We start from the raw sequence: 25,674 nt of genomic DNA, 5'->3' as shown, positions 1-25,674 counted from the left end.
TCTCAAGTACGCCATCGCCGGCAAGCCGTGCTCCTACAAAGGCTTTAATACAGCGCAGCAAACAACTTGCGGCGATAAGTGCTCACCAACGGGTGGTCATTACCCAGCAGTTCGAACACCTGCAGCAAGGTCTTGTGCGGCAGGCCTTCGTTGTAGCTGCGGTTGCGGATGAACAGCTTGAGCAAGCCATCCAGCGCCGCGTCGTATTGCTGGCGCGCCAGTTGCTGAACCGCCAGTTGATAGACCGCTTCGTCATCCTGCGGGTTTTTCGCCAGTCGTGCTTTCAGGTCGGCGGCGTCCGGCAGGTCCTTGGCCTGACCGAGAAACTTGATCTGCGCTTTTGCGCCGGCCAGGGCGGCCTTGTGCTCATCCGTCTTGACCGAATCGAGTACGGCTTGTGCGTCGCCCAGTTCACCGCGCTCGGTGAGGCAACGTGCGTAGAGGATCAGAGCCTTGGCGTTGGTGTTGTCTTCGCCCAGCAGCACTTTGAGGATGGCTTCAGCATCGGCGAAACGGCTGTCGTCGAACAGCGCTTGAGCCTGCTCGAACGGGTCGGCCGCTGCCGGTGGCGGCATTTGCACATGCGGCTCAAGCAAGGCACGCACGGCGGATTCCGGTTGTGCCCCGGCAAAGCCATCGACCGGCTGGCCATCCTTGAACAGCACCACCGTCGGCAGGCTGCGAATGCCGAAGCGGGCGACGATGTCTTGCTCGATGTCGCAGTTGACCTTGGCCAGCAGCAACTCGCCCTGATAGCTCTCGGCGATGGTCTGCAGCATCGGCATCAGCACTTTGCACGGCGCGCACCATTCGGCCCAGAAATCCACCAGCACCGGTTTGTGGAAAGAGTTCTCGATCACCGACTGCTCGAAATCGGCAGTCGTGGCGTCGAAGATGTACGGCGTTTCTTGACTCATGATGGATCTCGTAAAAGCGTGAATGGGGCAACTATACGGTCAGGCGCGGGCAGCGTGGTAGAGGCTCACATGCCGAAACTCTTCGGGCTCGGCCAGATCCGGCAGGGTCATGGCTTCGAGCATTTCGATGCGCCGGTACAGCGGATGACGGAAATCACGCACCCGTGAATCCGCCACCAGCGCTTCCCGACCGCGGCTGAGGAACTGGTCGAGCAGCGGCAGGTTCGCACGGTCGTACAGCACATCGGCCACCAGGATCAGATCGAAGCGATCAGCCTCGGCGAAAAAGTCCGTCGAATAATTGAGCTGCACGTCATTGAGTTCGGCATTCGCCCGACAGGCGGCAATCGCTAGCGGGTCGAGGTCGCAAGCCACAACCTCCAGCGCGCCGGCCTTCACGGCGGCAATTCCCGCCACGCCGGAACCGGCGCCGAAATCCAGCACTCGTTTGCCTTCGACCCAATGCCGGTTTTCGGCGAGATAACGGGCCACGGCCAACCCGCTGGCCCAGCAGAAACTCCAATAAGGCGGCTCATTCAGGATGCGCCGGGTTTCTTCCGGGCTGAAGGCGCGGTCCATGTTGTCGCCGTCGATCAGCCACAACTTCAGGTCGGTCTCCGGCAATGGGCAAGCCACCAGCTGCGCATCGCCGAGCAGTTCACCCAAGGCCTGTTGCAGGTCGAGCGGTGCACTCATGGGGCTTTGACGAATTGCAGTTGCCCCAGCGTCTGGGTCGTTGGCTGGGTAATCAGTTGCGACGGCAGATGCAGGATCAACTGGCCGGACTGGCTGGCGCGGCCACGCAGTTCAACGCGGGCGCCGGCCGGGAAAGACTCCGGGTTGAAGCGCAGGTGAAACGGCAACACCTGATTGGTGCCGATCAGGCTCGAACTTGCGAGCAGTTGTTGCGGGCGGTCCTTTTCATCGATCACCAGCAAGGCCAGTTCGACTTCGGCGCCGGCCGGCACACCTTGCAGGGTGCCACTCAGTTCGCGTTGATACGCCGGCAGCGGGCCGAGGTTGGTCGATTCCCTGGCTTTTTTCTGCGCCTGCTCTGGCGCGGGGCCGGGTGTTGGCGGCTGGGGCTGGGGTGCATCGCTGCTGCAGGCCACCAGCAGGCTGAACACACTGAGCAAAACGAGCGGTCGTAACGACATTGGCAGCTCCGTAAACGTGAAATCCATGGATCGACAGATCATGCTCGTCTGTATACCGCAAACCCTATGTCTTGTCTTGCCACCGGGATGCGCTACCATGGCCCTCCCTTTTTTTGTTGCCTGCCACCATGCACTGTCCCTTCTGCGGTGCCAACGACACCAAGGTCATCGACTCGCGTCTGGTCGCCGAGGGCGAACAGGTGCGCCGCCGGCGTGAATGCCTGGCCTGCGGCGAGCGTTTCACGACGTTCGAGACCGCTGAACTGGTGTTGCCGCGCCTGATCAAAACCGACGGCAGTCGCCAGCCGTTCGACGAAGAAAAACTCCGCGCCGGCATGCAGCGTGCGCTGGAAAAGCGTCCGGTGAGCGTCGAGCGCCTCGAATCGTCGCTGGTGCACATCAAACACAAACTGCGCGCCACCGGCGAACGCGAGGTCAAATCCCTAGTGGTCGGTGAGCTGGTGATGGCCGAGTTGCAAAAGCTCGACGAAGTCGCCTATATCCGTTTCGCTTCGGTGTATCGCCGCTTCCAGGACCTCAACGAGTTCCGCGAAGAGATCGACCGCCTGGCCCGTGAACCGGTGAAAGAATGACCACGCCTGCCGAACAAGCCATCTTCGACGCTCATTACATGGCCCGCGCGCTGGAACTGGCGCGCAAAGGCCACTACACGACGCACCCCAACCCGCGGGTCGGCTGTGTGATCGTGCGGGATGGGCAGATTGTCGGCGAAGGCTGGCATGAGCGCGCCGGTGAACCGCATGCCGAAGTTCACGCCTTGCGCGCGGCCGGTGAGCAGGCGCGTGGCGCTACCGCCTATGTGACCCTTGAACCTTGCAGCCACCATGGCCGCACGCCACCCTGCGCCGATGCGTTGGTCAATGCCGGTGTGGCGCGGGTGGTAGCGGCGATGCAGGACCCGAATCCGGAAGTCGCCGGTCGCGGACTGCAACGCCTGGAACAGGCGGGCATCGTCACCGAAAGCGGCGTGCTGGAAGGCGAGGCGCGCAAGCTCAATCAAGGCTTCCTCAAACGCATGGAACACGGCTTGCCGTTCGTGCGAGTCAAGTTGGCCATGAGCCTGGACGGCCGCACGGCGATGGAAAGTGGCGAAAGCCAGTGGATCACCGGCCCGGCAGCACGTTCGGCGGTTCAGCGTTTGCGCGCTCAAGCCAGTGTGGTGCTGACCGGTGCCGATACGGTGCTGGCGGACAACGCCCGGTTGACTGTGCGCGCCGACGAATTGGGTCTGGATGCCGAGCAAACGGCACTGGCCATGAGCCGTCCGCCGCTGCGTGTGTTGGTCGACGGCCGCCTGCGGGTGCCGCTGGATGCGCCGTTCTTCAAGGCTGGCCCGGCGCTGGTCGCCACGTGCGTGGCCGTAGAAGAGCAGTACGCCACCGGCCCGGAATGCCTGATCGTGCCCGGCTACGAGGGTCAGGTCGATTTGCGCCAGTTGCTGGTCGAGCTCGCCAACCGTGGCGTCAACGAGGTGCTGGTCGAGGCAGGTCCACGGCTGGCGGGTGCTTTTGCCCAGCTCGGCTTGGTCGACGAATTCCAGATTTTCATCGCCGGCAAGTTTTTGGGCTCCTCGGCGCGGCCGCTGCTTGACTGGCCGCTCGCGCAAATGAAGGATGCGCCGGAGCTCAAAATCACCGAAATTCGCGCGGTTGGCGATGACTGGCGAGTCATCGCCATTCCTTCGCCAGCGGCGAGCGTATAATTTCCGGCCATCGCTATAGCGTTGGCTTTGTTCTCAAGGAGAACCCCATGTTCACCGGCATCATCGAATCCATCGGCAGTATCCGTGCACTGACCCCAAAGGGCGGTGATGTGCGGGTTCACGTCGAAACCGGCAAGCTCGACCTGAGCGACGTCAAACTGGGCGACAGCATCGCGGTCAACGGCGTGTGCCTGACTGCCGTTGAATTGCCGGGCAACGGTTTTGCGGCGGACGTCAGCCGTGAAACCCTCGACTGCACCGCCATGAACGACCTGAAAAGCGGCAGCCCGGTCAATCTGGAAAAAGCCCTGACCCCGACCACTCGCCTGGGCGGGCACCTGGTCAGCGGTCACGTCGACGGCGTGGGCGAAGTGGTTGCCCGTACCGAGAATGCACGTGCCGTGGAGTTCCGTATCCGCGCGCCGAAAGAGCTGGCCAAGTACATCGCCCATAAAGGCTCGATCACCGTCGACGGAACGAGCCTGACCGTGAACGCGGTCGATGGCGCCGAGTTCCTGCTGACCATCATTCCGCACACCCTGAGCGAAACCATCATGGCGTCGTATCAGCCGGGTCGCCGGGTGAACCTGGAAGTCGACTTGCTGGCCCGTTATCTGGAACGCCTGCTGTTGGGCGACAAGGCCGCAGAGCCCGCATCGGGCGGCACAATTACTGAAAGCTTTCTGGCCGCCAACGGCTATCTCAAATCCTGACTCAAGGGGGTGCCTTGTGGCGCTCAATAGCATCGAAGAACTGGTTGAAGACATCCGCCAAGGCAAGATGGTCATCCTCATGGATGACGAAGACCGCGAGAACGAAGGCGACCTGATCATGGCCGCCGAATGCTGCAAACCCGAGCACATCAACTTCATGGCCAAGCACGCCCGTGGCCTGATCTGCATGCCGATGAGCCGCGAGCGCTGCGAACTGCTTAAGCTGCCATTGATGGCGCCGCGCAACGGTTCCGGTTTCGGCACCAAGTTCACCGTATCGATCGAAGCGGCCACTGGTGTAACCACCGGCATTTCCGCCGCCGACCGAGCGCGCACCGTGCAAGCGGCCGCCGCCCGTGATGCCAAGGCCGAAGACATCGTCAGCCCCGGCCACATCTTCCCGCTGATGGCCCAGGCCGGCGGCACCCTGGCTCGCGCCGGCCACACCGAAGCCGCCTGCGACCTGGCGCGCATGGCCGGTTTCGAACCGAGCGGCGTGATCTGCGAAGTGATGAACGACGACGGCACCATGTCCCGTCGCGCCGAGCTGGAAGCTTTCGCTGCCGAACACGACATCAAGATCGGCACCATCGCCGACCTGATTCACTACCGCATGATCCACGAACGTACCGTTCAGCGGATTGCCGAGCAGCCACTGGACAGCGAACTGGGCCAATTCAACCTGGTGACCTATCGTGATTCGGTGGAAGGCGACGTGCACATGGCACTGACCCTGGGCAATGTCTGCGCCGAAGAACCGACCCTGGTTCGCGTGCACAACATGGACCCGCTGCGCGACCTGCTGATGGTCAAGCAACCGGGTCGCTGGAGCCTGCGCGCCGCCATGGCTGCGGTTGCCGAGGCTGGCAGTGGCGTGGTGTTGCTGCTGGGTCATCCGCTGGATGGCGACGTGTTGCTGGCGCATATTCGCGAAACCGCCGACCACGCGGCCGTGAAAAAACCGACCACCTACAGCATTGTCGGTGCCGGTTCGCAGATCCTGCGTGACCTCGGCGTGCGCAAAATGCGCCTGATGTCGGCGCCGATGAAATTTAATGCGATATCCGGTTTCGATCTGGAAGTTGTAGAATACGTGCCCTCCGAATAAGACACCGGGTTTTGGCATCGTAGTTCACTTAAGGCTTGTTTGATTTACTGTGGCGAGGGAGCTTGCTCCCGCTTGGGTGCGCAGCGCCCACGAGAGGGGCCGCTACGCAGCCCAGCGGGAGCAAGCTCCCTCGCCACAACGAGTTGCAAGTGAACACCGATGCGGGTTCCGGCGCTGTATTCGCGGTTAACAAATCACTGAGGGACGCGTAGAAAACACGTCCCGGCTCTTTAAGAGATCTAACGAATGACCCTGAAGACCATCGAAGGTACCTTCATCGCCCCTAAAGGCCGCTACGCTCTGGTAGTGGGCCGTTTCAACAGCTTCGTCGTTGAAAGCCTGGTCAGCGGTGCAGTTGATGCCCTGGTTCGCCATGGCGTGAGCGAAAGCGACATCACCATCATCCGTGCGCCTGGCGCCTTCGAAATTCCGCTGGTTGCGCAGAAAGTCGCTCAGAAAGGCGAGTTCGCAGCAATCATCGCCCTGGGCGCGGTCATTCGTGGCGGCACTCCGCACTTCGAATACGTGGCTGGCGAGTGCACCAAGGGCTTGGCCCAGGTGTCCATGGAATTCGGCGTACCGGTCGCTTTCGGCGTCCTGACCGTTGATTCCATCGAGCAAGCCATCGAACGTTCCGGCACCAAGGCCGGTAACAAAGGTGCTGAAGCTGCCCTGTCCGCTCTGGAAATGGTCAGCCTGCTGGCGCAGTTGGAGGCCAAGTGATTAGCGACGAAAGCGATCGTTTCAACCCGCGCGATCCAAAGCCTGCGGATGCCGGCAAGCCATCGAAAAGCGTCAAGCGTCGGGAGGCTCGTCAGCTCGCGACCCAGGCGCTGTACCAATGGCACATGGCCAAGCAGTCGCTGAACGAGATCGAAGCGCAGTTCCGGGTCGATAACGATTTCACCGATGTCGATGGCGCCTACTTCCGCGAGATCCTGCACGGGGTTCCGCAGTTCAAGACCGAAATCGACACCGCACTCACGCCTTGCCTCGATCTGACCATCGAAGAGCTGGACCCGGTTGAATTGGCGGTTCTGCGCCTGTCGACCTGGGAACTGCTCAAGCGCGTCGACGTGCCGTACCGCGTTGTGATCAACGAAGGTATCGAACTGGCCAAGGTCTTCGGTTCCACCGACGGCCACAAGTTCGTCAACGGTGTGCTCGACAAACTGGCGCCACGTCTGCGTGAAGCTGAAGTGAAGGCGTTCAAACGCTGATTGGCGTTTGAATCAGCAATGGGCGAGTTTGAGCTGATCCGCAATTTCTTCGCCGCCGCGCCTTGTGCGCAGGGCGGCGAAGGCGTTGCCCTCGGGATTGGCGATGACTGCGCCTTGCTGGCTGTTCCCCCGGGGGAACAGTTGGCGATTTCTACCGATACGTTGGTGGCCGGCGTGCATTTCGCCGACCCCTGCGATCCGTTTCTGCTCGGTCAGCGTTCGCTGGCCGTGGCCGTCAGCGATCTGGCCGCCATGGGCGCCACACCGGTTGCGTTTACCCTTGCCCTGACTTTGCCGACGGTGACCGCCGATTGGCTGCAAGCCTATGCCCGTGGTTTGAACCTCATGGCGCAAAGCTGCGGCGTCGCATTGGTGGGCGGCGACACCACCCGTGGGCCGTTGAGCCTGACCATGACCGTGTTCGGTCGCGTGCCGGGCGGTTTGGCGTTGACCCGCAGCGGTGCAAAACCGGGCGATCTGTTGTGTGTCGGCGGCGAGTTGGGCAATGCCGCTGGCGCATTGCCGCTGGTACTCGGCCAGCGCACCGCTGAAGCTGTGATCGCCGATCCGTTGCTGGCGCATTACTGGTCGCCGCAACCGCAGCTCGGTTTGGGTCAAGCGTTGCGTGGCAAGGCTACGTCGGCGATGGATATCTCTGACGGGCTGCTCGCTGATTGCGGGCATATCGCGCTGGCTTCGAAGGTCGGTATTCACATCGAGCGGGATCGCTTGCCGCTGTCGCCGGCATTGATCGCTTTTGTCGGTCAACCGGACGCACAAGTGGCGGCCCTGAGCGGCGGCGACGATTACGTGCTGGCCTTCACTCTACCGTCCGTCGAGTTGCCGCTGTTGCTGGCCGAGGGCTGGCCGATCCATGTGATCGGCCGTGTCGTGAACGGGCAGGGCGTGACGCTGATCGACGCCGATGGGCAAGACATCACCCCGCAAACCCGGGGTTATCAACATTTTCGGGAGACACCGTGACAGATCATCCCAAACAGGTCCCGGCGGAATTCGTACCGCCATCGGTCTGGCGCAATCCATGGCATTTCCTGGCGTTCGGCTTCGGCTCGGGCACCTTGCCAAAGGCACCGGGCACCTGGGGGTCGTTAGTTGCGCTACCCTTTATTCCGTTGTGGCAAATGTTGCCCGATTGGGGCTACTGGCTGATGCTGGGCATCACCATGCTGTTCGGCTTCTGGCTGTGCGGCAAGGTGGCCGATGATTTACGCGTGCACGACCACGAAGGCATCGTCTGGGACGAAATGGTCGGGATGTGGATTACCCTGTGGCTGGTGCCGGAAGGTTGGCAGTGGTTGCTGGCGGGGTTCTTGATGTTCCGGTTCTTCGATATTCTCAAGCCATGGCCGATTCGCTGGATTGATCGGCATGTACACGGCGGCGTCGGGATCATGCTCGATGACGTTTTGGCCGGGGTGTTTGCGTGGCTGGCGATGCAGGGACTGGTGTGGATTTTCGCCTGAGGGGTTAAGTGGGAGAACTAGGGATGGCTCTACGCGGGTTGATGGTGATGGTGTTCGCCTTGTTTTGCTCATTCGTCCAGGCGGGTGAGGTCGGGACGGCGCCATCGGTGATTCATTTGGCCAGCGAAGATTGGGAAGACTACACCGCCGCCGACGGACACGGGCTCGGCTGGGACGTGCTGCGCAAGGTCTTTGAGCCCGCAGGCGTCAAGCTCGATATTCGCACCGAACCTTACGTGCGCTCGATGGGCCTGGCCGAGCGCGGTGAAGTCGACGCTTGTGTCGGCTCCTATCGTGATGAATCGCAATCGCTGCTGTACCCACGCTGGAACTTCGACACCGATCACATCTATGCCCTGGGGCTGGCCAGCAGTCCGGTGCCGACCCTGGAAACCCTGGGTAACTACCGACTGGCATGGGTGCGTGGCTACGACTACCAGGATTACTTGCCCAACGTACGCCGCTATAACGAAGTGTTGCGGCGTACGGGCATTGTCTCGATGCTGACTCAAAATCGTGCCGATTTTTACATCGACGCACTGACTGAAGTCGATTACGTCCTCAACCGGGCGAAGGATCCGTCGCAGTTCCGCCGTACCCATATCGCCGAATTGCCGCTGTATCTGTGTTTCGCCAAGACCGACTCGGCCCGCACGCTGATGGCGTTGTTCGATCAGCGCATGGAGGTGCTGGTGAAAAGCGGCGAATTGAAGCCGATCTTCGAACGCTGGAAACAGCCGTATCCGTTTGAAGAGAACTGACCACAATACCCATGGCTGAGTCCCACAAGGAGGGTATTGTGGGGGGCGATATCAAACTTTTTGATAGTTATCGCCGATAATTCAGCCTAAGCGTCGTCTGGAACCTGCTGTTACAATGCCGGCTCTGCGAATCTTCAGACTTTTAGATCAGGAGCACACCGGTGCCTGTCGTTTTTGTCGCCGCTTCCAAGCTGCCAACGCCTTTTGCGCAATTCACCATGCACGGCTTTCTCGACGAAGCCACCGGCCGCGAGCACGTTGTGCTGAGCCTGGGTGAGATCGCCGGCGGTGCCCCGGTACTCGGCCGGTTGCACTCCGAATGTCTGACGGGCGATGCCTTGTTCAGCCAGCGTTGCGACTGCGGCTCGCAACTGGAGGCTGCGTTGCAGGCCATCGCCCGTGAAGGCCGTGGCGTGTTGCTGTACTTGCGTCAGGAAGGCCGTGGCATTGGCTTGCTGAACAAGATCCGCGCCTATGAACTGCAGGATGGCGGTGCCGACACCGTTGAAGCCAACGAGCGTCTGGGCTTTGCCGCCGACCAGCGTGACTACGCCATGTGCCTGCCGATGCTGGAGCACCTGGGCGTGAAATCCCTGCGCCTGATGACCAATAACCCACGCAAGGTCAAAGCCTTGACCGACATGGGCATCGTGGTCGCTGAGCGCGTGCCGTTGCACACTGGCCACAACCCGCACAACAAACTCTACCTGGCGACCAAGGCCAGCAAACTCGACCACATGATGGGCAACGAACATCAGGGCGAGGTAGGCCGGGCGTGACCCGCGGTCAGGTGCGGCGGCGACTGTCCGTCAACTGGTGGCAGTACTTTGCACTGGCCCTGCTGCCGTTGTTCGTGATCAACGGCGTGTTCGGCGAGAGCGACGCAGTCCTGCCGGTGCTGGCGATGCCGTTGTTCATCGCCGGCGTGGCCTCGATGTTTGTCAGCCTGAAATTCTTTGGCAGCTACAAACACGCGTTGATCGCCACCCAGAAAGCCCTCGATACCCCTGAAGAACCCGCCGCCTGGATCAGCCTGGCAGCCAAGCGCCGCAAGGCGTTTCTAGCTGCCGGCCTGCCGGCGTGGATCGGTGCGCTGGCCGTGTTTGTCGGCCTCGAAGCGGTGCCACTGATGCTGTTGGCGCTGTCGACCACGGTGCTGTTCTACCTCTACCGTATTCCGCGTCAACTCGGTTGATGCGCCAACTCTGGCTGGCGGTTCTGCTGCTGGTCATCGGTGGCCCGTTGTTGGCCGCCCCACGAGTGATCAGCCTCGCACCATCTTTGTCTGAAATCGTCGTTGAGCTGGATTCAGCCGATCTTTTGGTGGGCGTGCTGGATGCCGGTGAGCGTCCTGCCGAACTCAACAACTTGCCTTCCGTTGGCCGCTACGGTCAGTTGGACATGGAGCGCCTGCTCAGCCTCAAGCCCGATTTTCTACTGCTCTGGCCCGGCAGTGTCGGCCCGGCCCAGCGAGAGCAACTCAAACGCTTGAACATCCCGACCTACGTCGCCGAACCGCACAATTTCGAACAGCTCACCGCACAGATCGAGGGGATTGCCGTGCAGCTTGGGCGGCCTGAACGCGGAGTTTCATTGGCCACTGAGTTGCGCCGACGGCTGGCCGAACTGAGTCAGCGCTATCGACGGGACGAGCCGTTGCGAGTGTTCTACCAAGTCTGGGATCGTCCGTTGTACACCGTTGGCGGAGGGCAGATCATCAGTGATGCGCTGGAAGTCTGCGGTACCCGCAACGTATTTGCCGACCTGACGCTGCCGGCTCCGCAAGTGAGCGTGGAAGCGGTGTTGCAGCGTAATCCCGAGGTGATTCTGGCCAGCGATCAGGCACAGCTCGATGCGTGGAAAGCCTGGCCGCAGGTTGCTGCGGTGAGGCAGGGGCGATTGCTTTTGGTGACGGATAAAGGCCTGGAGCGGCCTAGTGGGCAGATGGTCGAAGCGACCGCTAAATTGTGCCGATTGATTGCGCCCGATCGCTGAGACCGAGGTGCTTTCATCGCGGGCAAGCCTTGCTCCTACAGGTTTTGTGTCGTGCTCGAAGTTCTGTTCACGCAAATCTGTAGGAGCAAAGCTTGCTCGCGATGAGGCCATTACAAGCGCCGAAAAAATCAAATCAGATCTCTGGCGTCCACGTCACCCCAAACATCCACGCCCGACCTTCCTCGCGATACCCATACTGACTGCCTTCATGGCTGTACAGCGCCCGGCTATAACCCTTGTCCAGCAGGTTATCCACCTTCAGCTCCAGCCTGATCTCGCGATTGAGCGCCCAACTGCTGCGCAATCCCAGCAGCGCATAACCACCCAACGGCTGTTGATTGTTCAGGTCGTCATAGCTGCTGCTGACCGCTTGCCAACTGGCGCCGAGGCCCAGGCGGTCGAACTGGCGGTCGAGGTCCAGGCTCAAGGTGCGGCGTGCGCGACGGGCCAGCGTATGGCCGGTCTCGCGATCCCGCGGGTCGATGATCGCCACGCCGAGGTTGCTCTGCCAGCCGAACAGTTCCTGTTTCAACGCCGCTTCAAAGCCATTGATCCGAGCCGAGGCCACGTTCTCCGGGCGTGAGTTGCTGCCGAAGATGATCGCGTCTTCCAGGTCCGTGCGGTACAGCGAGGCTTCGAGTCGACTGCTTTCGGTCAACTGGCTGCGCCATTGCAGCTCGTAGCTTTTCGAGGTTTCCGGCTTCAGGTCAGGGTTGCTGAAGTCCGGGTAGTACAGGTCGTTGAACGTCGGTGCGCGAAAGCCTTCGCTGTAGGTCAGCAGCACGTCGTTGTCTGGATTCAACGGCAGGGTGAAGGTGCCGCTCCAAGTGTTTTGACTGCCGAACTGCTGGTTGTCGTCGTGGCGCAAGCCCAGCTCTGTGGAGAAGCTGTCCGCCTGATAACGATGCTGGATGAACGCCGCACGGTTCCAGCGACTGTCTTCGTCGAACGCGGTGCTGCTGTTGACCCGGTCTTCATACCAGTCGCCGCCGAGGATCAGGCTGTTGCGCTCGTTGAGTGTCAGGTCGTTCTGCCAGTTCACCGAGTCGCGATAGGTGTTGAACACGCTGCGCTCATCGCTGAGCTTGTCGAAGGTCTTCTCGCGGTTTTCGCTGTGGCCGAACTCGATGCGGGTTTTCCACAGATCGTTGACCCGCGCGTCGACGTAGCTGCTGACGCTGCTTACATCGAATTCGTTGTAGGGCTGCTCCTGGACTGACTCGAAGGTAGTCAGATCGAAGCGGCCGAAGGGGTTGTCGTATTCACTTTTGCCGCGGTTATCCAGCACGTTGGCGCCGATTTCGATGTCATCGCTCAGGGCATGGCTGAGGCTCAGGCTGAACGATTTATTGCGGTACGCGTCGTGATCGCCGTCGCTGGGATACGACTCGTGGGTACGATTGATCCCGGCGGTTTCATCGAGACTGGCGCCGAGGTTGAAGCGGGTTTGCTCATCGCCACCGGACAAGCCGAGGCTGCGTTCCCAGGTCTGGTTACTGCCAAATCCGACATGCATTTGCGGGCGCAACCCCGGCTCGCTGCCGCGTCGGGTGAAAATCTGGATCACCCCGCCAATCGCGTCGCTGCCATAAATCACCGAGCGGGAGCCACGCAGCACTTCCACGCGCTCGACCTGTTCGATGTTGATGTGTTGCAGGTTGCTGTCGCCGGAGGTCGCGTTGCCGATGCGCTGGCCGTCCACCAGCACCAGGCTTTGCGCCGATTGTGTGCCGCGAATGTAAACCCCCGGCAGACTGCCACGCCCGCCGGTTTGCGCCACTTGCACACCCGGTACGCGACGCAGCAAATCAGTGACGCTGTTCGGTTGCAGACGGTCGATGTCTTCGCGGGTGAACACGGTATTGGCGGCGCTGCTGTCGTTGCGCGCTTCGACCTGGCGGTTGGCGCTGATCAGCACGTCGGGCAGTTTCAGGGCTTGATCGCGTTCGAAGGTGTCGGCCAGCAGTTGCCCGGCTGGCAGCAGGGTCAGCGTCAGGGCGAAGGGGGAGAGTTTCATCGGCAGTCCGTTGGTGCTTTTGGTGTACACACAATCAAATGTGGGAGCGGGCTTGCTCGCGAATGCGGTGTATTAGTCGATAAAAATTTTGACTGATACACCGCATTCGCGAGCAAGCCCGCTCCCACAGGGAATTGCGTTTAGCGGGTGAGCAGTTGCAAACGTTCGCGGATCGAGGACTCGATGCCGGCCTCATCCAGCCCGCACTCAGCCAGCATCTGCGCAGGCTTGGCGTGTTCGACGTAGATGTCCGGCAAGCCAAGGTGCAGCACCGACTTGAGGATGTTCTCGCGAGCGAGGAATTCGCTGACTGCGCCACCAGCACCGCCCATGATCGCGTTCTCTTCGACCGTCACCAACAGCTCATGGCTGGCGGCGATCTGGCGGACGAGTTCTTCATCCAGTGGTTTGACGAAGCGCATGTCGACCACGGTCGCATCCAGCTTCTCGGCGACTTTCAGCGCCTCGGCCAGTTGCACGCCGAACACCAGCAGGGCGACTTTGCTGCCCTGACGGCGGACCACGCCTTTACCGATTTCGATCGGTTCGAGGTCTTTCTCGATGGTCGCGTTCGGGCCATTGCCGCGTGGGTAACGCACTGCCGCCGGGCCTTCGTACAGGTGCCCGGTGGTGAGCATTTTGCGCAGCTCGTTTTCGTCGCTCGGGGTCATCACCAGCATGCCGGGGATGCACCGCAGGAACGACAGATCAAAGCTGCCCGCGTGGGTCGGACCATCTTCGCCAACAAGACCGGCGCGGTCGATGGCAAACAGCACGTCGAGGTTCTGCACCGCGACGTCATGCACCAACTGGTCGTAGCCGCGTTGCAGGAACGTCGAATAGATCGCCACCACCGGTTTGGCGCCTTCGCAAGCCATGCCGGCCGCGAGGGTCACTGCGTGCTGCTCCGCAATCGCCACGTCGAAGTAGCGCAGCGGGAAACGCTCGCTGAAAGCCACCAGGTCCGAGCCTTCTTTCATCGCCGGGGTAATCCCCACCAAGCGCGGGTCGGCAGCCGCCATGTCGCACAGCCATTCGCCGAACACACCGGAATACTTCGGCCCGCTGGCCTTTTTCGGTGCAGCGGCCGGGGCGTCCAGTGGTTCCAGTTTGGTGATGGCGTGGTAACCGATCGGGTCGACCTCCGCCGGGGCGAAGCCTTTGCCTTTTTTGGTGACGATGTGCAGGAACTGCGGGCCTTTCAGATCGCGCATGTTGCGCAGGGTGGCGATCAGGGTTGGCAGGTCGTGGCCATCGATCGGGCCGATGTAGTTCCAGCCCAGCTCTTCGAACAGCGTGCCGGGGACTAGCATGCCTTTTGCGTATTCTTCGGTTCGACGAGCGATTTCCCAGGCACCGGGCAGGCGCGACAGCACTTTCTTGCTGCCTTCGCGCATGCTGGCGTAGGTGCGGCTGGAAAGAATCTTCGCCAGATAGTTCGACAATCCGCCGACGTTACGCGAGATCGACATGTCGTTGTCGTTGAGGATCACCAGCATGTTGGCGTCCACTTCCGGCGCGTGGTTCAACGCTTCGAACGCCATGCCCGCCGTCAGGGCACCGTCGCCGATCACGGCGATGGCCTTGCGATCACTGTTTTGCAGGCGGGCGGCAATCGCCATGCCCAGCGCTGCACTGATCGAGGTGCTGGAGTGGCCGACGCCAAAGGTGTCGTACTCGCTCTCGGAGCGACGCGGGAAAGCGGCAATGCCGTCCTTCTGGCGCAGGGTGCCCATGCGCTCGCGTCGACCGGTGAGGATCTTGTGCGGATAAGCCTGATGACCCACGTCCCACACCAGCCGGTCGTCCGGGGTGTCGAAAACGTAATGCAACGCGATGGTCAGCTCGATCACGCCCAGGCCGGCACCGAAATGCCCACCGGTCTGGCCGACCGTGTAGAGCAATTCCAGGCGCAACTCATCGGCCAGGGTTTCCAGCTCGGCTTCGCCTAACCGGCGCAGGCCGTCCGGCGTATTCGCGCGGTCGAGCAGGGGCGTGGTTGGGCGCTTGCGGGGAATCTCATGAAACGTCGTGGGCATCAGGCGAATCGTTATAGGTATAAAAGATGCGGCAGTTTACCTGATGCATCGGCCCGTGCCCACGCGTTGGTCTTTTTTGGCGGATACGCCTTCAGCTGCGGCGCTCGACGATATACCGGGCCAGATCGCGCAAAGGCTCGGCGGCCGCGTCAAACGGTCGCAGCGCGTGCAGGGCCAGATCGCGCAGCTCCAGCGCATAGGCCTTGGCCGCGTCGAGGCCGAGCAGCGCCGGGTAGGTTGGCTTGTCGCGGGCAATGTCGGCGCCCTGGCGTTTGCCAAGGGTTTCGGTATCGCTTTCAACGTCGAGAATGTCGTCCTGGACCTGAAACGCCAGCCCGATGGCCTGTGCATAAGTCTGCAGGGATTTCAGTTCATCTTTTTCGGCACGGCCGCTGCCCAGGGCGCCGAGCTTGACGCTGACTTCGATCAACGCACCGGTCTTGTGCCGGTGCATGTATTCGAGGGCTTTCTGATCGAGTTTCAGACCGACCGAGCCGAGGTCGATGGCTTGACCGCCGACCATGCCCGCCGGGCCTGCGGCCTGCGCCAATGCGCTGACCATTTGCAGGCGAATCTCCGCGTCTGCATTGCTCAGGCGCGGGTCGAGCAGGGCGCTGAACGCCAGGCTCTGCAAACCGTCGCCGGCGAGGATCGCGCAGGCTTCATCGAATTTCTTGTGGGTGGTCGGCTGGCCGCGACGCAGGTCGTCATCGTCCATGGCCGGCAAATCGTCGTGCACCAGCGAGTAAGCGTGGATCAACTCCACCGCACAGGCCGCGCCGTTGGCTTGTTCGGCCTTGCCACCCAGCGCTTCGCACGCGGCGTAGGCCAGCAATGGACGCACGCGCTTGCCGCCGTTCATCACGCTGTAGCGCATGGCTTCGTACAGGCGCGCCAGCTCGGGGCTCGGTGCGGTGAACAAGGTGTCCAGGGCCGCGTTGACCCGGGCCTGGCTGGTCGCCGAATACGCTGCAATCATTCTGGCTGGTCCGCGTCGAAGGGTTCCTCGGCCAACTCGCCATCACGCTCGAGCAGCACCTGAACCTTTTGCTCGGCCTGGGCCAGCGCCGCCTGGCAATCGCGGGTCAGGCCGATGCCCTGCTCGAAAGCGGTCAGCGAGTCTTCCAGCGACAATTCACCGTTCTCCAGACGCTCGACCAGTGTTTGCAGGTCGGCGAGGGACTGTTCGAAATCCAGTGCAGCTTTTTTGCGGGCCATGGCGGCGATTTCCGGTTGACGTTAAACCGGCGCGACACTAGCAGATAGGGGGTTTATGGGCAAACTCACCGGCGACGCACACTCCTGTAGGAGCTGCCGAAGGCTGCGATCTTTTGATCTTTGTTTCAAGGAAGCAGATCAAAGGATCGCAGCCTTCGGCAGCGCCTACAGTGGCGAGTTATCGGGATAATTAATCTGATACCGGGTACTGCGCCCACCACCTGGCAGTCGTTTCACGCAGCCTTTTTCCAGCAGTTCAGCGAGATGACGAGTCGCTGTGGCTTTGGACACCTTCGCCACAGCCTGATACTGCGCCGCGCTGATACCGAGCTCAAATCCACGCTCCCCGCCATCCAGCAAACGATTCAGTACCTTGGTCTGCTCTGTCGATAGTCCGGTTTCCCGGTGCGCTTGCCAGAGTCTTGCTTTAGCCAGTACGAATTCGATCCGTGCCATCGCCTGCTGCAGGCTGCGCAGCAAGGTTTGCAGAAACCAATCCAGCCATTGCGTGATGTCCAGAGTGGCTTTCTGGCTGCTTTCGAGCACGCGGTAATAGCCCGACCGATCGTCGAGGATGCTCGCGGACATGGCGTAAAAGCGAATCGCCTGAGCCTCGCCCTGAGCAAATGCAAGATCGGTGATGGTGCGCGTCAGGCGTCCGTTGCCATCATCGAAGGGGTGCAGCGTAACGAACCAGAAATGCGCGACACCCGCGCGTAGCAGGGGATCAAGTCCTGCCTGATTCCGGCTGCTCTCGAACCATGTGAGAAAGGTATCGAGTTGTCGCTCAAGGCCCTGACGAGTTGGCGCTTCGAAGTGCACGGTCGGTCTGTCGAGACGGCCCGAGACCACTTGCATCGACTCTTCCCCGCGCAATGCGCTGACACGGATACTGCGGGCAGCGAGATCGGAATCCTGCTCAGGGAATAGCCATTCATGCCAGTCCAGCAATCGATCAAGGGTCAGAGGTTCGGCGAAACGCTGAGTGGCGTCGAGCATGAGTTGCGCCCGCCCCTCACTGCGTTTGCTGACCTTGTCACCTTCATTGAGCTCCAACCCCAATCGTCGCGCCAAGGAAGAGCGAACCGAACCGACATTCAGCTGTTCGCCTTCTATCGCGGACGAGGTGACGATGTTTTGCAGCAATGCATCCAGCTCGCTCTGGGCACTGAGTGAACTGCCTACAGAGCTGGCCATTCCCATCAATCGACCTTGCGCCTGAACGCACTCGCGCAGAAGCGGCGTCAGGCGCTCTGCCTGCCAGTGGAAGTTGGGCCAATCTGGCTGTTGCCAGATCCAGTGAGGTGCCATGAATTCGCTGCTCCAGGGTGAGTGAGCCGATTAGGCGATTTATTCGGCTCACTTAATGAGCCGAATATGACGGCTATTCGGCTCATCGTCCAGCCGCCATCGTGACTCCCACCGCAAATCAGAACGCATCCGATTGTTAAAAAACGCCCCAATGGCTACCCTTCGCGCCATCGACGACCCAACCGTCACGGGTCTTTCAGACGAAACGCAGGCTGCACATCTGTAATGCGCCGAGGATCAGGCGCAAGGTTTCGTCATGCATGGCAGGAGGCGTCACATGCGTTCATTTCTTTTGCTGCTGATTGGGCTGGTCTGTGCACCCGCTCTGGCCGCGCCGAGTGCCGAGTTGTCGGAACCGGTGGGTGGCTGGCGCTTTAACGGTTTGCTGGACCGCACGGAAAACCCGCAGATCGCTTATCCCACGCCACCCATCGACCGCGGCGTGCAACGCAATCGGACGATGATCGAAGGCCAGCTCAAGGCCATCGGCACGCAGCGCGGTCCTCACACGCTGGCGGTCAATGGCAATCCCTTGAATCTCTACACCGACGATCAGGGTCGTTTCGCCCGGCCGTACGCGTTCGGCGCCGGTTCCAATAGCGTTGAAGTGCGCAGGGCCGAAGGGCAGTCGCTCAAGCGTGTTCAATTCTATGAAGCCAACAACCTGCGCACGCCCGCGCGGATTCGCGTGGTGTTGGGCTGGGATGATCCAAAGGCTGAACTCGATCTGCACATCATCACGCCTGACGGCCAACATGCCTTCTGGGCTCACTCGGCATTGACCAACGGCGGCGGCCTCGACCCGGATGGCGTCGACGGCCCCGGCCCGGAAATGTTCACCATGACCGCGCCGCTGCATGGCACCTATCTGGTTTACGTGAACTATTGGGGCAACTTCGGCAGCGGCGGCTATAACTTCGATGAGGCCGGCAACCAGAACGAGGTGATCACCTCGCAGATCAACCTGGTGCTCAACGAAAACACCGTCGACGAAAAACGCGAGACCTTCATCGTGCCCCTGCGCGCGATCGGCGACCTGCTGCTGGTCAAGACTTTCAACTATTGAGCATCCCGCACCACGGATGAATTGGGTTTTGTGAAATGAGCAATAACACTGCTTTACCGCCGACGGCCCCAGGCGGGGAAACACCGAAACCGTCCCGCCGTTGGCCGGCCATTGTGGTTGGGCTGTGTCTGGTCGTGGGCGTGGCCGCCGGCATGGGCTGGCTGATGAAAAAAAGCCCGGCCCCGGCACCGCAACTGGCGGCGGAAAAGCTCGGCATGAGCCGCCCCGATGGTTTGCTCGAAACCCATTCCTTGAGCCAATTGCCCAAGGACTTGCTGGCGGTGCCGTTCCTCAAGGAAACCCTGACCGAAGATTTCGTCTTCTATTACGAAACCCACTCCGATCGCCTCGGCCTGATCGGCAGCCTGCGGCGGATCATCTACGAACATGACCTGAAGTTGCAGGACACGCTGATTGAGCAGTTGTTCGATCAACCGGCGGACGTGGCGTTATGGCGCGGCGCGGATGGCCGGCTCAAGGATTTCCTGCTGGTGATGGATCGTGGCGGGTTGGCCAAGGTGCTGGAGCCGTTGGCGAAGGTCGCGCTGGATGATTCGCAGCTGAGCAAAATCGCTGACGTGAAAGTCGGCGCCGATGACGTTGCGCTTTATCAGCTCACCTACAATGCCAGCAAGGCGCTGGTGTTCGCCTCCCATGGCGACAAACTGGTGGTGCTGTCCAATCCGACCAAACTTTACGATCCGCAAAGCGGGGCGACGCAAGAGTCGGGTAGCGTTTCGACCCAAGCCATCGCCGCACTGCTCAACGGCGACAAACTGTTCCCCGAAGCCTTCGGCCTGCCACCCCGTGCGCCCGAGGTGAAGCAGCGCCTGTCGGTCAATTCCAGTGTGCTGGCCATGGGTTACCAGCGTTTCATCCCGAACTTCGCCGGCCTGCGTTTCGACATGGACGACAAGGGCTGGCACAGCTTCCTCGCCATGGATGAGCTGGAAAATCAGCCAGACTTCGACTTCAAACCGGTCTGGCAAGCCATGCCCATGGGCGCGAGCGCTTGCGTGGCCCTGCCGTTGGCCGCCGAACAGCAGAAGCCATTGCTGGTAAAGCTCGGTGCCGAAGACAGCGTCGCCCAGGCATTGACCGAACACATGGCCGGCACGGCAGGGCTGTGCTGGTACGCAGATTCGCGCCTCTACACGCCGCTGCTGGTGGCGAGCCTCAAGGACGAAGACAGCGCCAAACTCGATGGCGATCTGGGCAAGCTATTCGGCTCGATGGTTGGCGCTTATGAAAGCAAGGTCGATGAACACGCGTTCCCGGTGGTCGAGAAACAGGAAGGCCAGAGCCATCAGTGGCAGCGCCAGGTCAGCTCCAACTTCGGTCCCTACGCCGCCAAGGATGCCGAAAATCCGGACGCGATCAGCGGCAAGGCGTTCATGCGCGTGAGCCTGGCGCGGCACGGTTCGACGTTGCTGTTTTCCCTCGACGACAAACTGGTGGACAAGGCCCTCGGCACCCTCGACAAACGCTTCCCGCCGATGGCTGACGTAGTGCCCAAAGACCTGCTGATGCCGGTCTATTTCGGCCCGGACTCCATGGCGCAACTGATGCAGCAGGAAACCCTCGACAGCCTGCCGCAAGACATGGAACCGGTGTTCTACAACGCCGCGCAAACCTACCTGATTCCGAAACTTCGCAAGCTCGGCGGCTACGGCAAATACGCCCTGACCCTGCCGGAAGGCAGCGAGCCGGACGGTCACTGGCAATGGCTACCGCTGGAATGGAAAGCCCTGTGAACGCACTGATCCGCAGCCTCGGCTTGTTCGCTTTGCTGTTGAGCGCAGGTGCCCGAGCCATCGAAACACCGGCGCTGGATGTGCAGCAATCCCAGGTGTTCCGCGCCTGGTTCGTGCGCATCGCCCAAGAGCAACTGAGCCAAGGCCCGAGCCCGCGTTGGTATCAGCAGGATTGCGCCGGGCTGGTGCGTTTTGCCGCCAACGAAGCGCTCAAAGTCCACGACGACAAATGGCTGCGCAGCAATGGCCTGTCCAACCGTTACTTGCCGCCGGAGCTGCAACTGAGTGACGCCCAGCGCGGTCTTGCCCAGCAATGGCAGCAGGGCGGCGGCAAGGTCGGGCCGTACGTCAACGCGATCAAGTTGATTCAGTTCAACAGTCATCTGGTCGGCCGCGATGTCGTGCAAGCGCGGCCCGGCGACCTGATGTTTTTCGATCAGGGCGACGACCAGCACCTGATGATCTGGATGGGCCGCAACATTGCCTATCACACCGGCACCACTACACCCACCGACAACGGCATGCGTTCGGCAAGCCTGCAGCAACTCATGACATGGAAGGACACCCGATGGATACCCGATGCAGCCAACCCCAACTTCATCGGCGTTTATCGACTGAATTTTCTCTCCCAATGATCGGTGCGCGCATGCTGCGTTTTCTGTCTCTGCTGTTGGTATTGCTGCTGCCTTTGCCGACGGTCAATGCCGAAGACACCGTCGAACCGAGCGGCTATACGCCGGTGCCCGGTGAAAGTTTTTTCCTGTTGGCCGACAGCAGTTTTGCCAGCGATGAACAGGCGATGGTGCGTCTCGAAGCGCCGGGCCGCGACTACCGTCGCTTCCGCATGGAGCCTTACGGTGGCGCTGACATTCGGGTCTATCGCATCGACAAGCCGCTGGATTTCCTCAAGCGTCAGAAGAACCTGCATCGCGTGGTCAGCGACGGCCAGTTCAAGGGCGAAGGGTTGTCCAATACCCTCGCGTATCTGTGGGACAACTGGTACCGCAAATCCCGTCGGGTGATGCAGCGGGCGTTCTCCTATGAGTCGCGCAAACAAGTCACCGAAGAAGTGCCGGAACTGAAGATGGGCGCCGCCATGGCCGCGCCAACGCCGTACGACGCGCAACCGCAATTCGCGCTGATTCCGGGCCTGCCGGTGGTCAGCCAGTTCCGTTATCCGCTGTGGCAGGCCAAGCCGATTCAGCCGCCCGAAGGCGTGAACCTCGCCGGCTCTTCCAGCGAGTTCGTCAGCGTCGCGCCGGGCAATGTCTATATCCCGTTGGGCAACCTGAAACCGGGTCTGTACCTGGTGGAAGCGCTGATAGGCAAGTATCGCGCGACCACTATGGTGTTCGTCTCCAACACCGTGGCAGTGAGCAAGATTGCCGGTGATGAACTGTTGGTCTGGGCAGCGCGCAAACACGAAGGCAGTTCGGTACCGAAGGTCAATGTGCTGTGGACTGACGGCCTCGGCGTGATGAGCAGTGGCGCCACCGATGCCGATGGTTTGCTGCGTCTGAAACACGTCAGCCCCGAGCGTTCGTTCGTGATTGGCGAGGATGAAGAGGGCGGGGTTTTCGTCTCGGAAAACTTCTACTACGACAGCGAAATCTACGACACCAAACTCTATGCGTTCACCGATCGGCCGCTGTATCGGCCGGGGGATTGGGTGTCGCTGAAAATCGTCGGCCGCGAATTCAAGAATGCCCGGGACTCCGTGCAGCCAACCGCTGCCGACGTCAACGTGACAGTGCTGGACGCAACCGGCACGGCGCTGCAAAGCCTGGACTTGAAACTTGATTCCAAGGCTGGTACCCAAGGCCGTTTCCAGTTACCGGACAACGCCGTGGCCGGTGGTTACGAGTTGCGTTTCAGCTACAAGGATCAGGCCTACAGCAGCGCCTTCCGCGTCGCCGAATACATCAAGCCGCACTTCGAAATTTCCCTGAACCTGGCCAAGCAGGATTACCGCACCGGCGAACCGGTCAAGGGCAATCTGGTGCTGCTGTATCCGGATGGCAAACCGGTCGCCAACGCCAAATTGAGCTTGAGTCTGCGTGCCCAGCAACTGTCGATGGTCGACAACGAGCTGCAATACCTCGGGCAATTCCCGGTGGAGTTGACCAGCACCGAACTGACCACCGACGCCAAGGGCAACGCGACCCTGGATCTGCCCGCTGCCGAGAAGCCGAGCCGTTACATGCTCACCGTATTTGCCAGCGATGGCGCGGCGTATCGGGTCAAGACCACCAAGGAAATCCTCATCGACCGAGGTGCGGCGAATTTCCGCTTGAGCGCACCGCAGCGCTTCAGCGCGGTGGGCGACAAGGTTGCGTTCAGCTACGTCAACGAAAGCGAGCAGAGTGCAGCTGTCACGCCAAGCAGCTACGGTTGGGTGCGCCTGGAAGATCAAAGCACGGGCGAGGGCAAACTCACGGGCGCCGACAAAGGCTTCACCCTGGCCTTCGACCGTCCGGGCACCTACAACCTGACACTCAGGGATGACCATGGCCGAACCCTCGGCGCAACCGGGCATTCGGTTACCGGCGAAGGCGTCAAAGCCGTACCGGGCACCGTCGAAATCGTCCTCGATAAACCGGAGTACAAGGCCGGTGATGAAGCGCTGGCGCTGATCACGTTCCCCGAGCCGATCAACGATGCGCTGCTGTCACTGGAGCGCGACAAGGTCGAGGCCACGGCGCTGTTGTCCAAGGGCGGCGACTGGCTGAAGATGGAAAAACTCAGCGACACCCAATACCGCGCGCGCATTCCGGTGAAGGACGGTTTCGCCCCGAACCTGACCTTCTCGGTGCTGTACACCAAGGGTGGTCAGTACAGTTTCCAGAACGCCGGTATCAAGGTGATTACGCCGCAGATTGACGTGGTCATCGCCACGGACAAAGAGACGTATCAACCGGGCGACACCGTGTCCGTGAACCTGACCACGCAGTTCGCCGGCAAGCCAATCCCTGCGCACTTGACGGTCAGTGTGGTGGACGAAATGGTCTACGCGTTGCAACCGGAAGTGGCGCCGACCATCGACCAATTCTTCTATCACCCACGACGCAACAACGTGCGCACCAGTGCCAGCCTGTCGTTCATCAGCTACGACGTCGCGCTGCCGGGCAGCCCCGGTGCGCCGGGCAAAGCCAACCGCAGCGAACGCGGGGTGAAAGTGCTGGAGCGGCCGCGGCGTGAGGATGTCGATACTGCCGCGTGGCAACCGGAGCTGGTGACTGATGCCGCTGGCAAAATCCGTTTCACCTTCAAGATGCCCGACTCGCTGACACGCTGGCGCATCACCGCGCGGGCGATCGCCGATGACGGTCAGGTCGGCCAGAAGAAGCAGTTCGTGCGCTCGGAAAAACCGCTGTACCTGAAGTGGAGCGGGCCGAGCAAATTCCGCACCGGCGATAAACCGGATCTCGGGGTGTTCGCGTTCAGTCAGGCAGAAAACCCGGTCAAGGCTGAGCTGGTGACTCACTACGCGGGCAGCGAGCAGCGCATTCCGATCACGCTTAACAGCGGCATCAACTACATCCCGTTGCCGGCGTTCTCCTTGGCTAATGGCGAGTGGACCGCCGAACTGGTGCAGGACGGCAAAACCGCTGATGCCCTGGCCGTACGCCTGATGGCGACCGGCGAAGGCTGGCAGGTCACGCAAAGCCAAAGCCTGGACGTCGCCAGTGGTGATACGCCGCTGACCTTGCCGGCGGACGCCACGGACATTCGCCTGCGTCTCGATGACAGCCCGCAAGCGCTGTTCCGCTCGGCGCTCGATGATCTGTTGAGCTATCCGTACGGCGGCGTCGAGCAAACGGCCAGTCGATTGCTGCCGCTGAGCATCGCCTATCCGACGCTGTCGTCGAATCCGCAAGTCCGTGATCGCTTGCGCCTGATCATGCAGAACAGTCGCTTGCGTCTGGTGCAAATGGCCGGCCCGTCGGCGAGTTTCACCTGGTGGGGCATGGACGGTGAGCCGGATGCGTTTCTCACGGCCTACGCCTATTACGCCGACTGGCACGCCAGCCAAGTGCTGGAGCTGAGCCTGCCGCCGGAGCATTGGCAGCGGGTGCTGGAGGTCTACGCCAAGCAGGCGAAAAACACGCCGTTGTTGCAGCGGGCGCTGGTCCTGTCGTTCGCCAAACAGATGCAATTGCCGGTCAACACGTTGCTCAGCGGCTTGATGGAAGATCTGGCGCAAGCCGGTGAGGGCAATGCCGCCAACCTGATGGACGATGGCGAAGACAGCATCGTCATGAGTGATCCGGATTCGGCGCTGGGGCTGGCGGCGGCTCGCGTACTGACCGCATCGCTGGCCAGGCAATCGAAGGTCGCTTTGCCGGAAGCATTCAACCGGCAATTGGCCGATGCACAGCAGCGCCTGGCTGTTAGCTCCCAGCCATTTGCCGAGGCGTTGAACCTGTCGCTGCAACCGTTCGATCAGGCCCGCGCGCAGGCATTGCTGCAACGTTTGTTGCCGCAGCAATCGACCCTCGAACGAGCGCTGGCGCTGACCTGGCTGCAACGCAGCATCGAGCAAGCTTCGCCCACCATCGCTCTGAATCCCGGCGAAGGCTGGAAGAAAAAATACGGTGCAACAGGGGAAATGTATTGGACGTGGCAGGGCACTGCGCCGGTGCCGAACGTGCTGTCGTTGTCAGGTGTTCAGGAGCGTCCGCTGCGTGCGGCATTGAGCTTCCAGACCCGGCAACCGGCAGTCTACCCGATGGCTGTGACCATCACCCGTCGCCTGTCTCGACTGGTGCCGGGCGACGAAGCATTCACCTTCAAACTGGAAGCGGTCGGCAATTCACCGTTATCCAGCGACAGCCTGTATCTGGACGAAGTGATCCTCACCAGCAAGGCTGCAAAACCGCTGCGCTATGGCCTGCTCGAAGTGCCGCTGCCACCGGGCGCCGATGTCGAGCGCACCACGTGGGGCATCAAGTTGCAGGGCAAGGCGGGGACTGAACCGACGGCGCTGGAGAAGGCTCGATTCGAGCCGGGACAACTGGCCTATGCGGTGCCGGTGGATGCGCTGAGCGGCGAATTGCGTTTGCGGCATTTGGTGCGCTTCTCGCAGAAAGGCCAGTTCAACCTGCCACCGGTTCGCTTCACGCAAGTCTACGCGCCACAGCATCAGGCTCAGGAACAGAAACCGGCGCTCGGTCAGGTTACGGTTCACTGA

General features: G+C 61.2%; 24 protein-coding genes. 16 read left to right on the top strand and 8 right to left on the bottom strand.

Annotated features, from left to right (window positions below; translation table 11 throughout):
* Positions 1 to 44: 44 nt before the first annotated feature.
* The 3 genes from trxA to V6Z53_RS29795 are packed head-to-tail and all read right to left on the bottom strand — an operon-like array spanning position 45 to position 2,074.
* A complete protein-coding gene (trxA, locus tag V6Z53_RS29805; protein ID WP_338583373.1) occupies positions 45 to 917 on the bottom strand; it encodes a thioredoxin in 873 nt (290 codons plus the stop codon).
* Between the two features lie 39 nt (positions 918 to 956).
* Positions 957 to 1,613: a 50S ribosomal protein L11 methyltransferase gene (locus V6Z53_RS29800; protein WP_338583371.1), complete on the bottom strand. Its 657-nt coding sequence runs from the start codon at positions 1,611 to 1,613 to the stop codon at positions 957 to 959.
* The gene (locus tag V6Z53_RS29795) at positions 1,610 to 2,074 is read right to left on the bottom strand and encodes a YbaY family lipoprotein (protein WP_338583369.1); all 465 of its coding nucleotides are present in this window, start codon (positions 2,072 to 2,074) and stop codon (positions 1,610 to 1,612) included. Before V6Z53_RS29795 ends, V6Z53_RS29800 begins: the two co-directional genes overlap by 4 nt.
* A 128-nt stretch (positions 2,075 to 2,202) precedes the next feature.
* Here V6Z53_RS29795 and nrdR point away from each other — a divergent pair, with 128 nt between their 5' ends.
* The 12 genes from nrdR to V6Z53_RS29735 all read left to right on the top strand — a co-directional run bounded on the left by nrdR (position 2,203) and on the right by V6Z53_RS29735 (position 11,078).
* Positions 2,203 to 2,667, top strand: coding sequence for a transcriptional regulator NrdR (gene nrdR, locus V6Z53_RS29790; protein ID WP_003228656.1), 465 nt, complete (start codon positions 2,203 to 2,205; stop codon positions 2,665 to 2,667).
* Positions 2,664 to 3,797, top strand: coding sequence for a bifunctional diaminohydroxyphosphoribosylaminopyrimidine deaminase/5-amino-6-(5-phosphoribosylamino)uracil reductase RibD (gene ribD / locus V6Z53_RS29785; RefSeq protein ID WP_338583366.1), 1,134 nt, complete (start codon positions 2,664 to 2,666; stop codon positions 3,795 to 3,797). Before nrdR ends, ribD begins: the two co-directional genes overlap by 4 nt.
* 47 nt (positions 3,798 to 3,844) lie before the next feature.
* Positions 3,845 to 4,510, top strand: coding sequence for a riboflavin synthase (locus V6Z53_RS29780; protein ID WP_150716026.1), 666 nt, complete (start codon positions 3,845 to 3,847; stop codon positions 4,508 to 4,510).
* Between the two features lie 16 nt (positions 4,511 to 4,526).
* Positions 4,527 to 5,618, top strand: coding sequence for a bifunctional 3,4-dihydroxy-2-butanone-4-phosphate synthase/GTP cyclohydrolase II (gene ribBA / locus V6Z53_RS29775; RefSeq protein ID WP_090325554.1), 1,092 nt, complete (start codon positions 4,527 to 4,529; stop codon positions 5,616 to 5,618).
* Positions 5,619 to 5,864: 246 nt separating this feature from the next.
* Positions 5,865 to 6,341 (top strand): 6,7-dimethyl-8-ribityllumazine synthase, encoded by a 477-nt coding sequence (ribE, locus tag V6Z53_RS29770; RefSeq protein WP_003228649.1) that lies wholly within the window; start codon positions 5,865 to 5,867, stop codon positions 6,339 to 6,341.
* Positions 6,338 to 6,838, top strand: a complete 501-nt coding sequence (gene nusB, locus V6Z53_RS29765) for a transcription antitermination factor NusB (protein WP_008053839.1) — start codon at positions 6,338 to 6,340, stop codon at positions 6,836 to 6,838. The genes ribE and nusB overlap by 4 nt, the downstream gene beginning before the upstream one ends.
* Positions 6,839 to 6,856: 18 nt before the next feature.
* Complete coding sequence (gene thiL, locus V6Z53_RS29760) at positions 6,857 to 7,822, top strand: thiamine-phosphate kinase (protein ID WP_338583362.1); 966 nt, start codon at positions 6,857 to 6,859, stop codon at positions 7,820 to 7,822.
* Positions 7,819 to 8,322, top strand: coding sequence for a phosphatidylglycerophosphatase A (locus V6Z53_RS29755; RefSeq protein ID WP_137804417.1), 504 nt, complete (start codon positions 7,819 to 7,821; stop codon positions 8,320 to 8,322). Before thiL ends, V6Z53_RS29755 begins: the two co-directional genes overlap by 4 nt.
* A 23-nt stretch (positions 8,323 to 8,345) precedes the next feature.
* Positions 8,346 to 9,083 (top strand): transporter substrate-binding domain-containing protein, encoded by a 738-nt coding sequence (locus V6Z53_RS29750; protein ID WP_338583358.1) that lies wholly within the window; start codon positions 8,346 to 8,348, stop codon positions 9,081 to 9,083.
* 161 nt (positions 9,084 to 9,244) lie between these two features.
* Positions 9,245 to 9,862: a GTP cyclohydrolase II gene (ribA, locus tag V6Z53_RS29745; RefSeq protein WP_338583356.1), complete on the top strand. Its 618-nt coding sequence runs from the start codon at positions 9,245 to 9,247 to the stop codon at positions 9,860 to 9,862.
* Positions 9,859 to 10,278: an MFS transporter gene (locus V6Z53_RS29740; RefSeq protein WP_338583354.1), complete on the top strand. Its 420-nt coding sequence runs from the start codon at positions 9,859 to 9,861 to the stop codon at positions 10,276 to 10,278. Before ribA ends, V6Z53_RS29740 begins: the two co-directional genes overlap by 4 nt.
* Positions 10,278 to 11,078, top strand: a complete 801-nt coding sequence (locus V6Z53_RS29735) for a cobalamin-binding protein (protein ID WP_338583353.1) — start codon at positions 10,278 to 10,280, stop codon at positions 11,076 to 11,078. The genes V6Z53_RS29740 and V6Z53_RS29735 overlap by 1 nt, the downstream gene beginning before the upstream one ends.
* Before the next feature lie 133 nt (positions 11,079 to 11,211).
* Here the strand turns inward: V6Z53_RS29735 and V6Z53_RS29730 are convergent, their stop codons facing one another.
* From V6Z53_RS29730 to V6Z53_RS29710, 5 genes are all read right to left on the bottom strand, one after another.
* Positions 11,212 to 13,095 carry a TonB-dependent receptor gene (locus V6Z53_RS29730; RefSeq protein WP_338583352.1) on the bottom strand — a complete coding sequence of 628 codons (1,884 nt, stop codon included), beginning with the start codon at positions 13,093 to 13,095 and terminating at the stop codon, positions 11,212 to 11,214.
* Positions 13,096 to 13,235: 140 nt separating this feature from the next.
* Positions 13,236 to 15,134 (bottom strand): 1-deoxy-D-xylulose-5-phosphate synthase, encoded by a 1,899-nt coding sequence (gene dxs, locus V6Z53_RS29725; RefSeq protein WP_338583350.1) that lies wholly within the window; start codon positions 15,132 to 15,134, stop codon positions 13,236 to 13,238.
* A 91-nt stretch (positions 15,135 to 15,225) separates the two neighbouring features.
* Positions 15,226 to 16,113 carry a (2E,6E)-farnesyl diphosphate synthase gene (gene ispA / locus V6Z53_RS29720; RefSeq protein WP_338583349.1) on the bottom strand — a complete coding sequence of 296 codons (888 nt, stop codon included), beginning with the start codon at positions 16,111 to 16,113 and terminating at the stop codon, positions 15,226 to 15,228.
* Positions 16,110 to 16,352 (bottom strand): exodeoxyribonuclease VII small subunit, encoded by a 243-nt coding sequence (locus V6Z53_RS29715; protein WP_007894317.1) that lies wholly within the window; start codon positions 16,350 to 16,352, stop codon positions 16,110 to 16,112. The genes ispA and V6Z53_RS29715 overlap by 4 nt, the downstream gene beginning before the upstream one ends.
* Positions 16,353 to 16,517: 165 nt before the next feature.
* Positions 16,518 to 17,663: a Fic family protein gene (locus V6Z53_RS29710; protein ID WP_338583347.1), complete on the bottom strand. Its 1,146-nt coding sequence runs from the start codon at positions 17,661 to 17,663 to the stop codon at positions 16,518 to 16,520.
* Positions 17,664 to 17,940: 277 nt separating this feature from the next.
* Here V6Z53_RS29710 and V6Z53_RS29705 point away from each other — a divergent pair, with 277 nt between their 5' ends.
* Genes V6Z53_RS29705 through V6Z53_RS29690 form a run of 4 tightly spaced genes read left to right on the top strand, consistent with a single transcriptional unit; the run spans position 17,941 to position 25,674 of the window.
* Complete coding sequence (locus V6Z53_RS29705) at positions 17,941 to 18,729, top strand: DUF2135 domain-containing protein (protein ID WP_338583345.1); 789 nt, start codon at positions 17,941 to 17,943, stop codon at positions 18,727 to 18,729.
* A gap of 35 nt (positions 18,730 to 18,764) precedes the next feature.
* Positions 18,765 to 20,483, top strand: a complete 1,719-nt coding sequence (locus tag V6Z53_RS29700) for a DUF2138 domain-containing protein (protein ID WP_338583344.1) — start codon at positions 18,765 to 18,767, stop codon at positions 20,481 to 20,483.
* Complete coding sequence (locus V6Z53_RS29695) at positions 20,468 to 21,118, top strand: DUF1175 family protein (RefSeq protein WP_338583343.1); 651 nt, start codon at positions 20,468 to 20,470, stop codon at positions 21,116 to 21,118. The genes V6Z53_RS29700 and V6Z53_RS29695 overlap by 16 nt, the downstream gene beginning before the upstream one ends.
* Positions 21,115 to 25,674: an alpha-2-macroglobulin gene (locus V6Z53_RS29690; protein ID WP_338583342.1), complete on the top strand. Its 4,560-nt coding sequence runs from the start codon at positions 21,115 to 21,117 to the stop codon at positions 25,672 to 25,674. Before V6Z53_RS29695 ends, V6Z53_RS29690 begins: the two co-directional genes overlap by 4 nt.

Origin of the sequence: Pseudomonas sp. MAG733B, assembly GCF_036884845.1 — a bacterium.
GTDB lineage: Bacteria > Pseudomonadota > Gammaproteobacteria > Pseudomonadales > Pseudomonadaceae > Aquipseudomonas.
Note: the sequence above shows the minus strand (reverse complement) of the source record. Positions and strands in the feature narration are given on the sequence as shown.

Excerpts from the sequence above, each read along its gene's own strand:
- trxA (WP_338583373.1), bottom strand. The coding sequence starts at position 917 with ATGAGTCAAGAAACGCCGTACATCTTCGACGCCACGACTGCCGATTTC.
- V6Z53_RS29800 (WP_338583371.1), bottom strand. The coding sequence starts at position 1,613 with ATGAGTGCACCGCTCGACCTGCAACAGGCCTTGGGTGAACTGCTCGGC.
- V6Z53_RS29795 (WP_338583369.1), bottom strand. The coding sequence starts at position 2,074 with ATGTCGTTACGACCGCTCGTTTTGCTCAGTGTGTTCAGCCTGCTGGTG.
- nrdR (WP_003228656.1), top strand. The coding sequence starts at position 2,203 with ATGCACTGTCCCTTCTGCGGTGCCAACGACACCAAGGTCATCGACTCG.
- ribD (WP_338583366.1), top strand. The coding sequence starts at position 2,664 with ATGACCACGCCTGCCGAACAAGCCATCTTCGACGCTCATTACATGGCC.
- V6Z53_RS29780 (WP_150716026.1), top strand. The coding sequence starts at position 3,845 with ATGTTCACCGGCATCATCGAATCCATCGGCAGTATCCGTGCACTGACC.
- ribE (WP_003228649.1), top strand. The coding sequence starts at position 5,865 with ATGACCCTGAAGACCATCGAAGGTACCTTCATCGCCCCTAAAGGCCGC.
- thiL (WP_338583362.1), top strand. The coding sequence starts at position 6,857 with ATGGGCGAGTTTGAGCTGATCCGCAATTTCTTCGCCGCCGCGCCTTGT.
- V6Z53_RS29750 (WP_338583358.1), top strand. The coding sequence starts at position 8,346 with ATGGCTCTACGCGGGTTGATGGTGATGGTGTTCGCCTTGTTTTGCTCA.
- V6Z53_RS29735 (WP_338583353.1), top strand. The coding sequence starts at position 10,278 with ATGCGCCAACTCTGGCTGGCGGTTCTGCTGCTGGTCATCGGTGGCCCG.
- V6Z53_RS29730 (WP_338583352.1), bottom strand. The coding sequence starts at position 13,095 with ATGAAACTCTCCCCCTTCGCCCTGACGCTGACCCTGCTGCCAGCCGGG.
- dxs (WP_338583350.1), bottom strand. The coding sequence starts at position 15,134 with ATGCCCACGACGTTTCATGAGATTCCCCGCAAGCGCCCAACCACGCCC.
- ispA (WP_338583349.1), bottom strand. The coding sequence starts at position 16,113 with ATGATTGCAGCGTATTCGGCGACCAGCCAGGCCCGGGTCAACGCGGCC.
- V6Z53_RS29715 (WP_007894317.1), bottom strand. The coding sequence starts at position 16,352 with ATGGCCCGCAAAAAAGCTGCACTGGATTTCGAACAGTCCCTCGCCGAC.
- V6Z53_RS29710 (WP_338583347.1), bottom strand. The coding sequence starts at position 17,663 with ATGGCACCTCACTGGATCTGGCAACAGCCAGATTGGCCCAACTTCCAC.
- V6Z53_RS29705 (WP_338583345.1), top strand. The coding sequence starts at position 17,941 with ATGCGTTCATTTCTTTTGCTGCTGATTGGGCTGGTCTGTGCACCCGCT.
- V6Z53_RS29700 (WP_338583344.1), top strand. The coding sequence starts at position 18,765 with ATGAGCAATAACACTGCTTTACCGCCGACGGCCCCAGGCGGGGAAACA.
- V6Z53_RS29695 (WP_338583343.1), top strand. The coding sequence starts at position 20,468 with ATGGAAAGCCCTGTGAACGCACTGATCCGCAGCCTCGGCTTGTTCGCT.
- V6Z53_RS29690 (WP_338583342.1), top strand. The coding sequence starts at position 21,115 with ATGATCGGTGCGCGCATGCTGCGTTTTCTGTCTCTGCTGTTGGTATTG.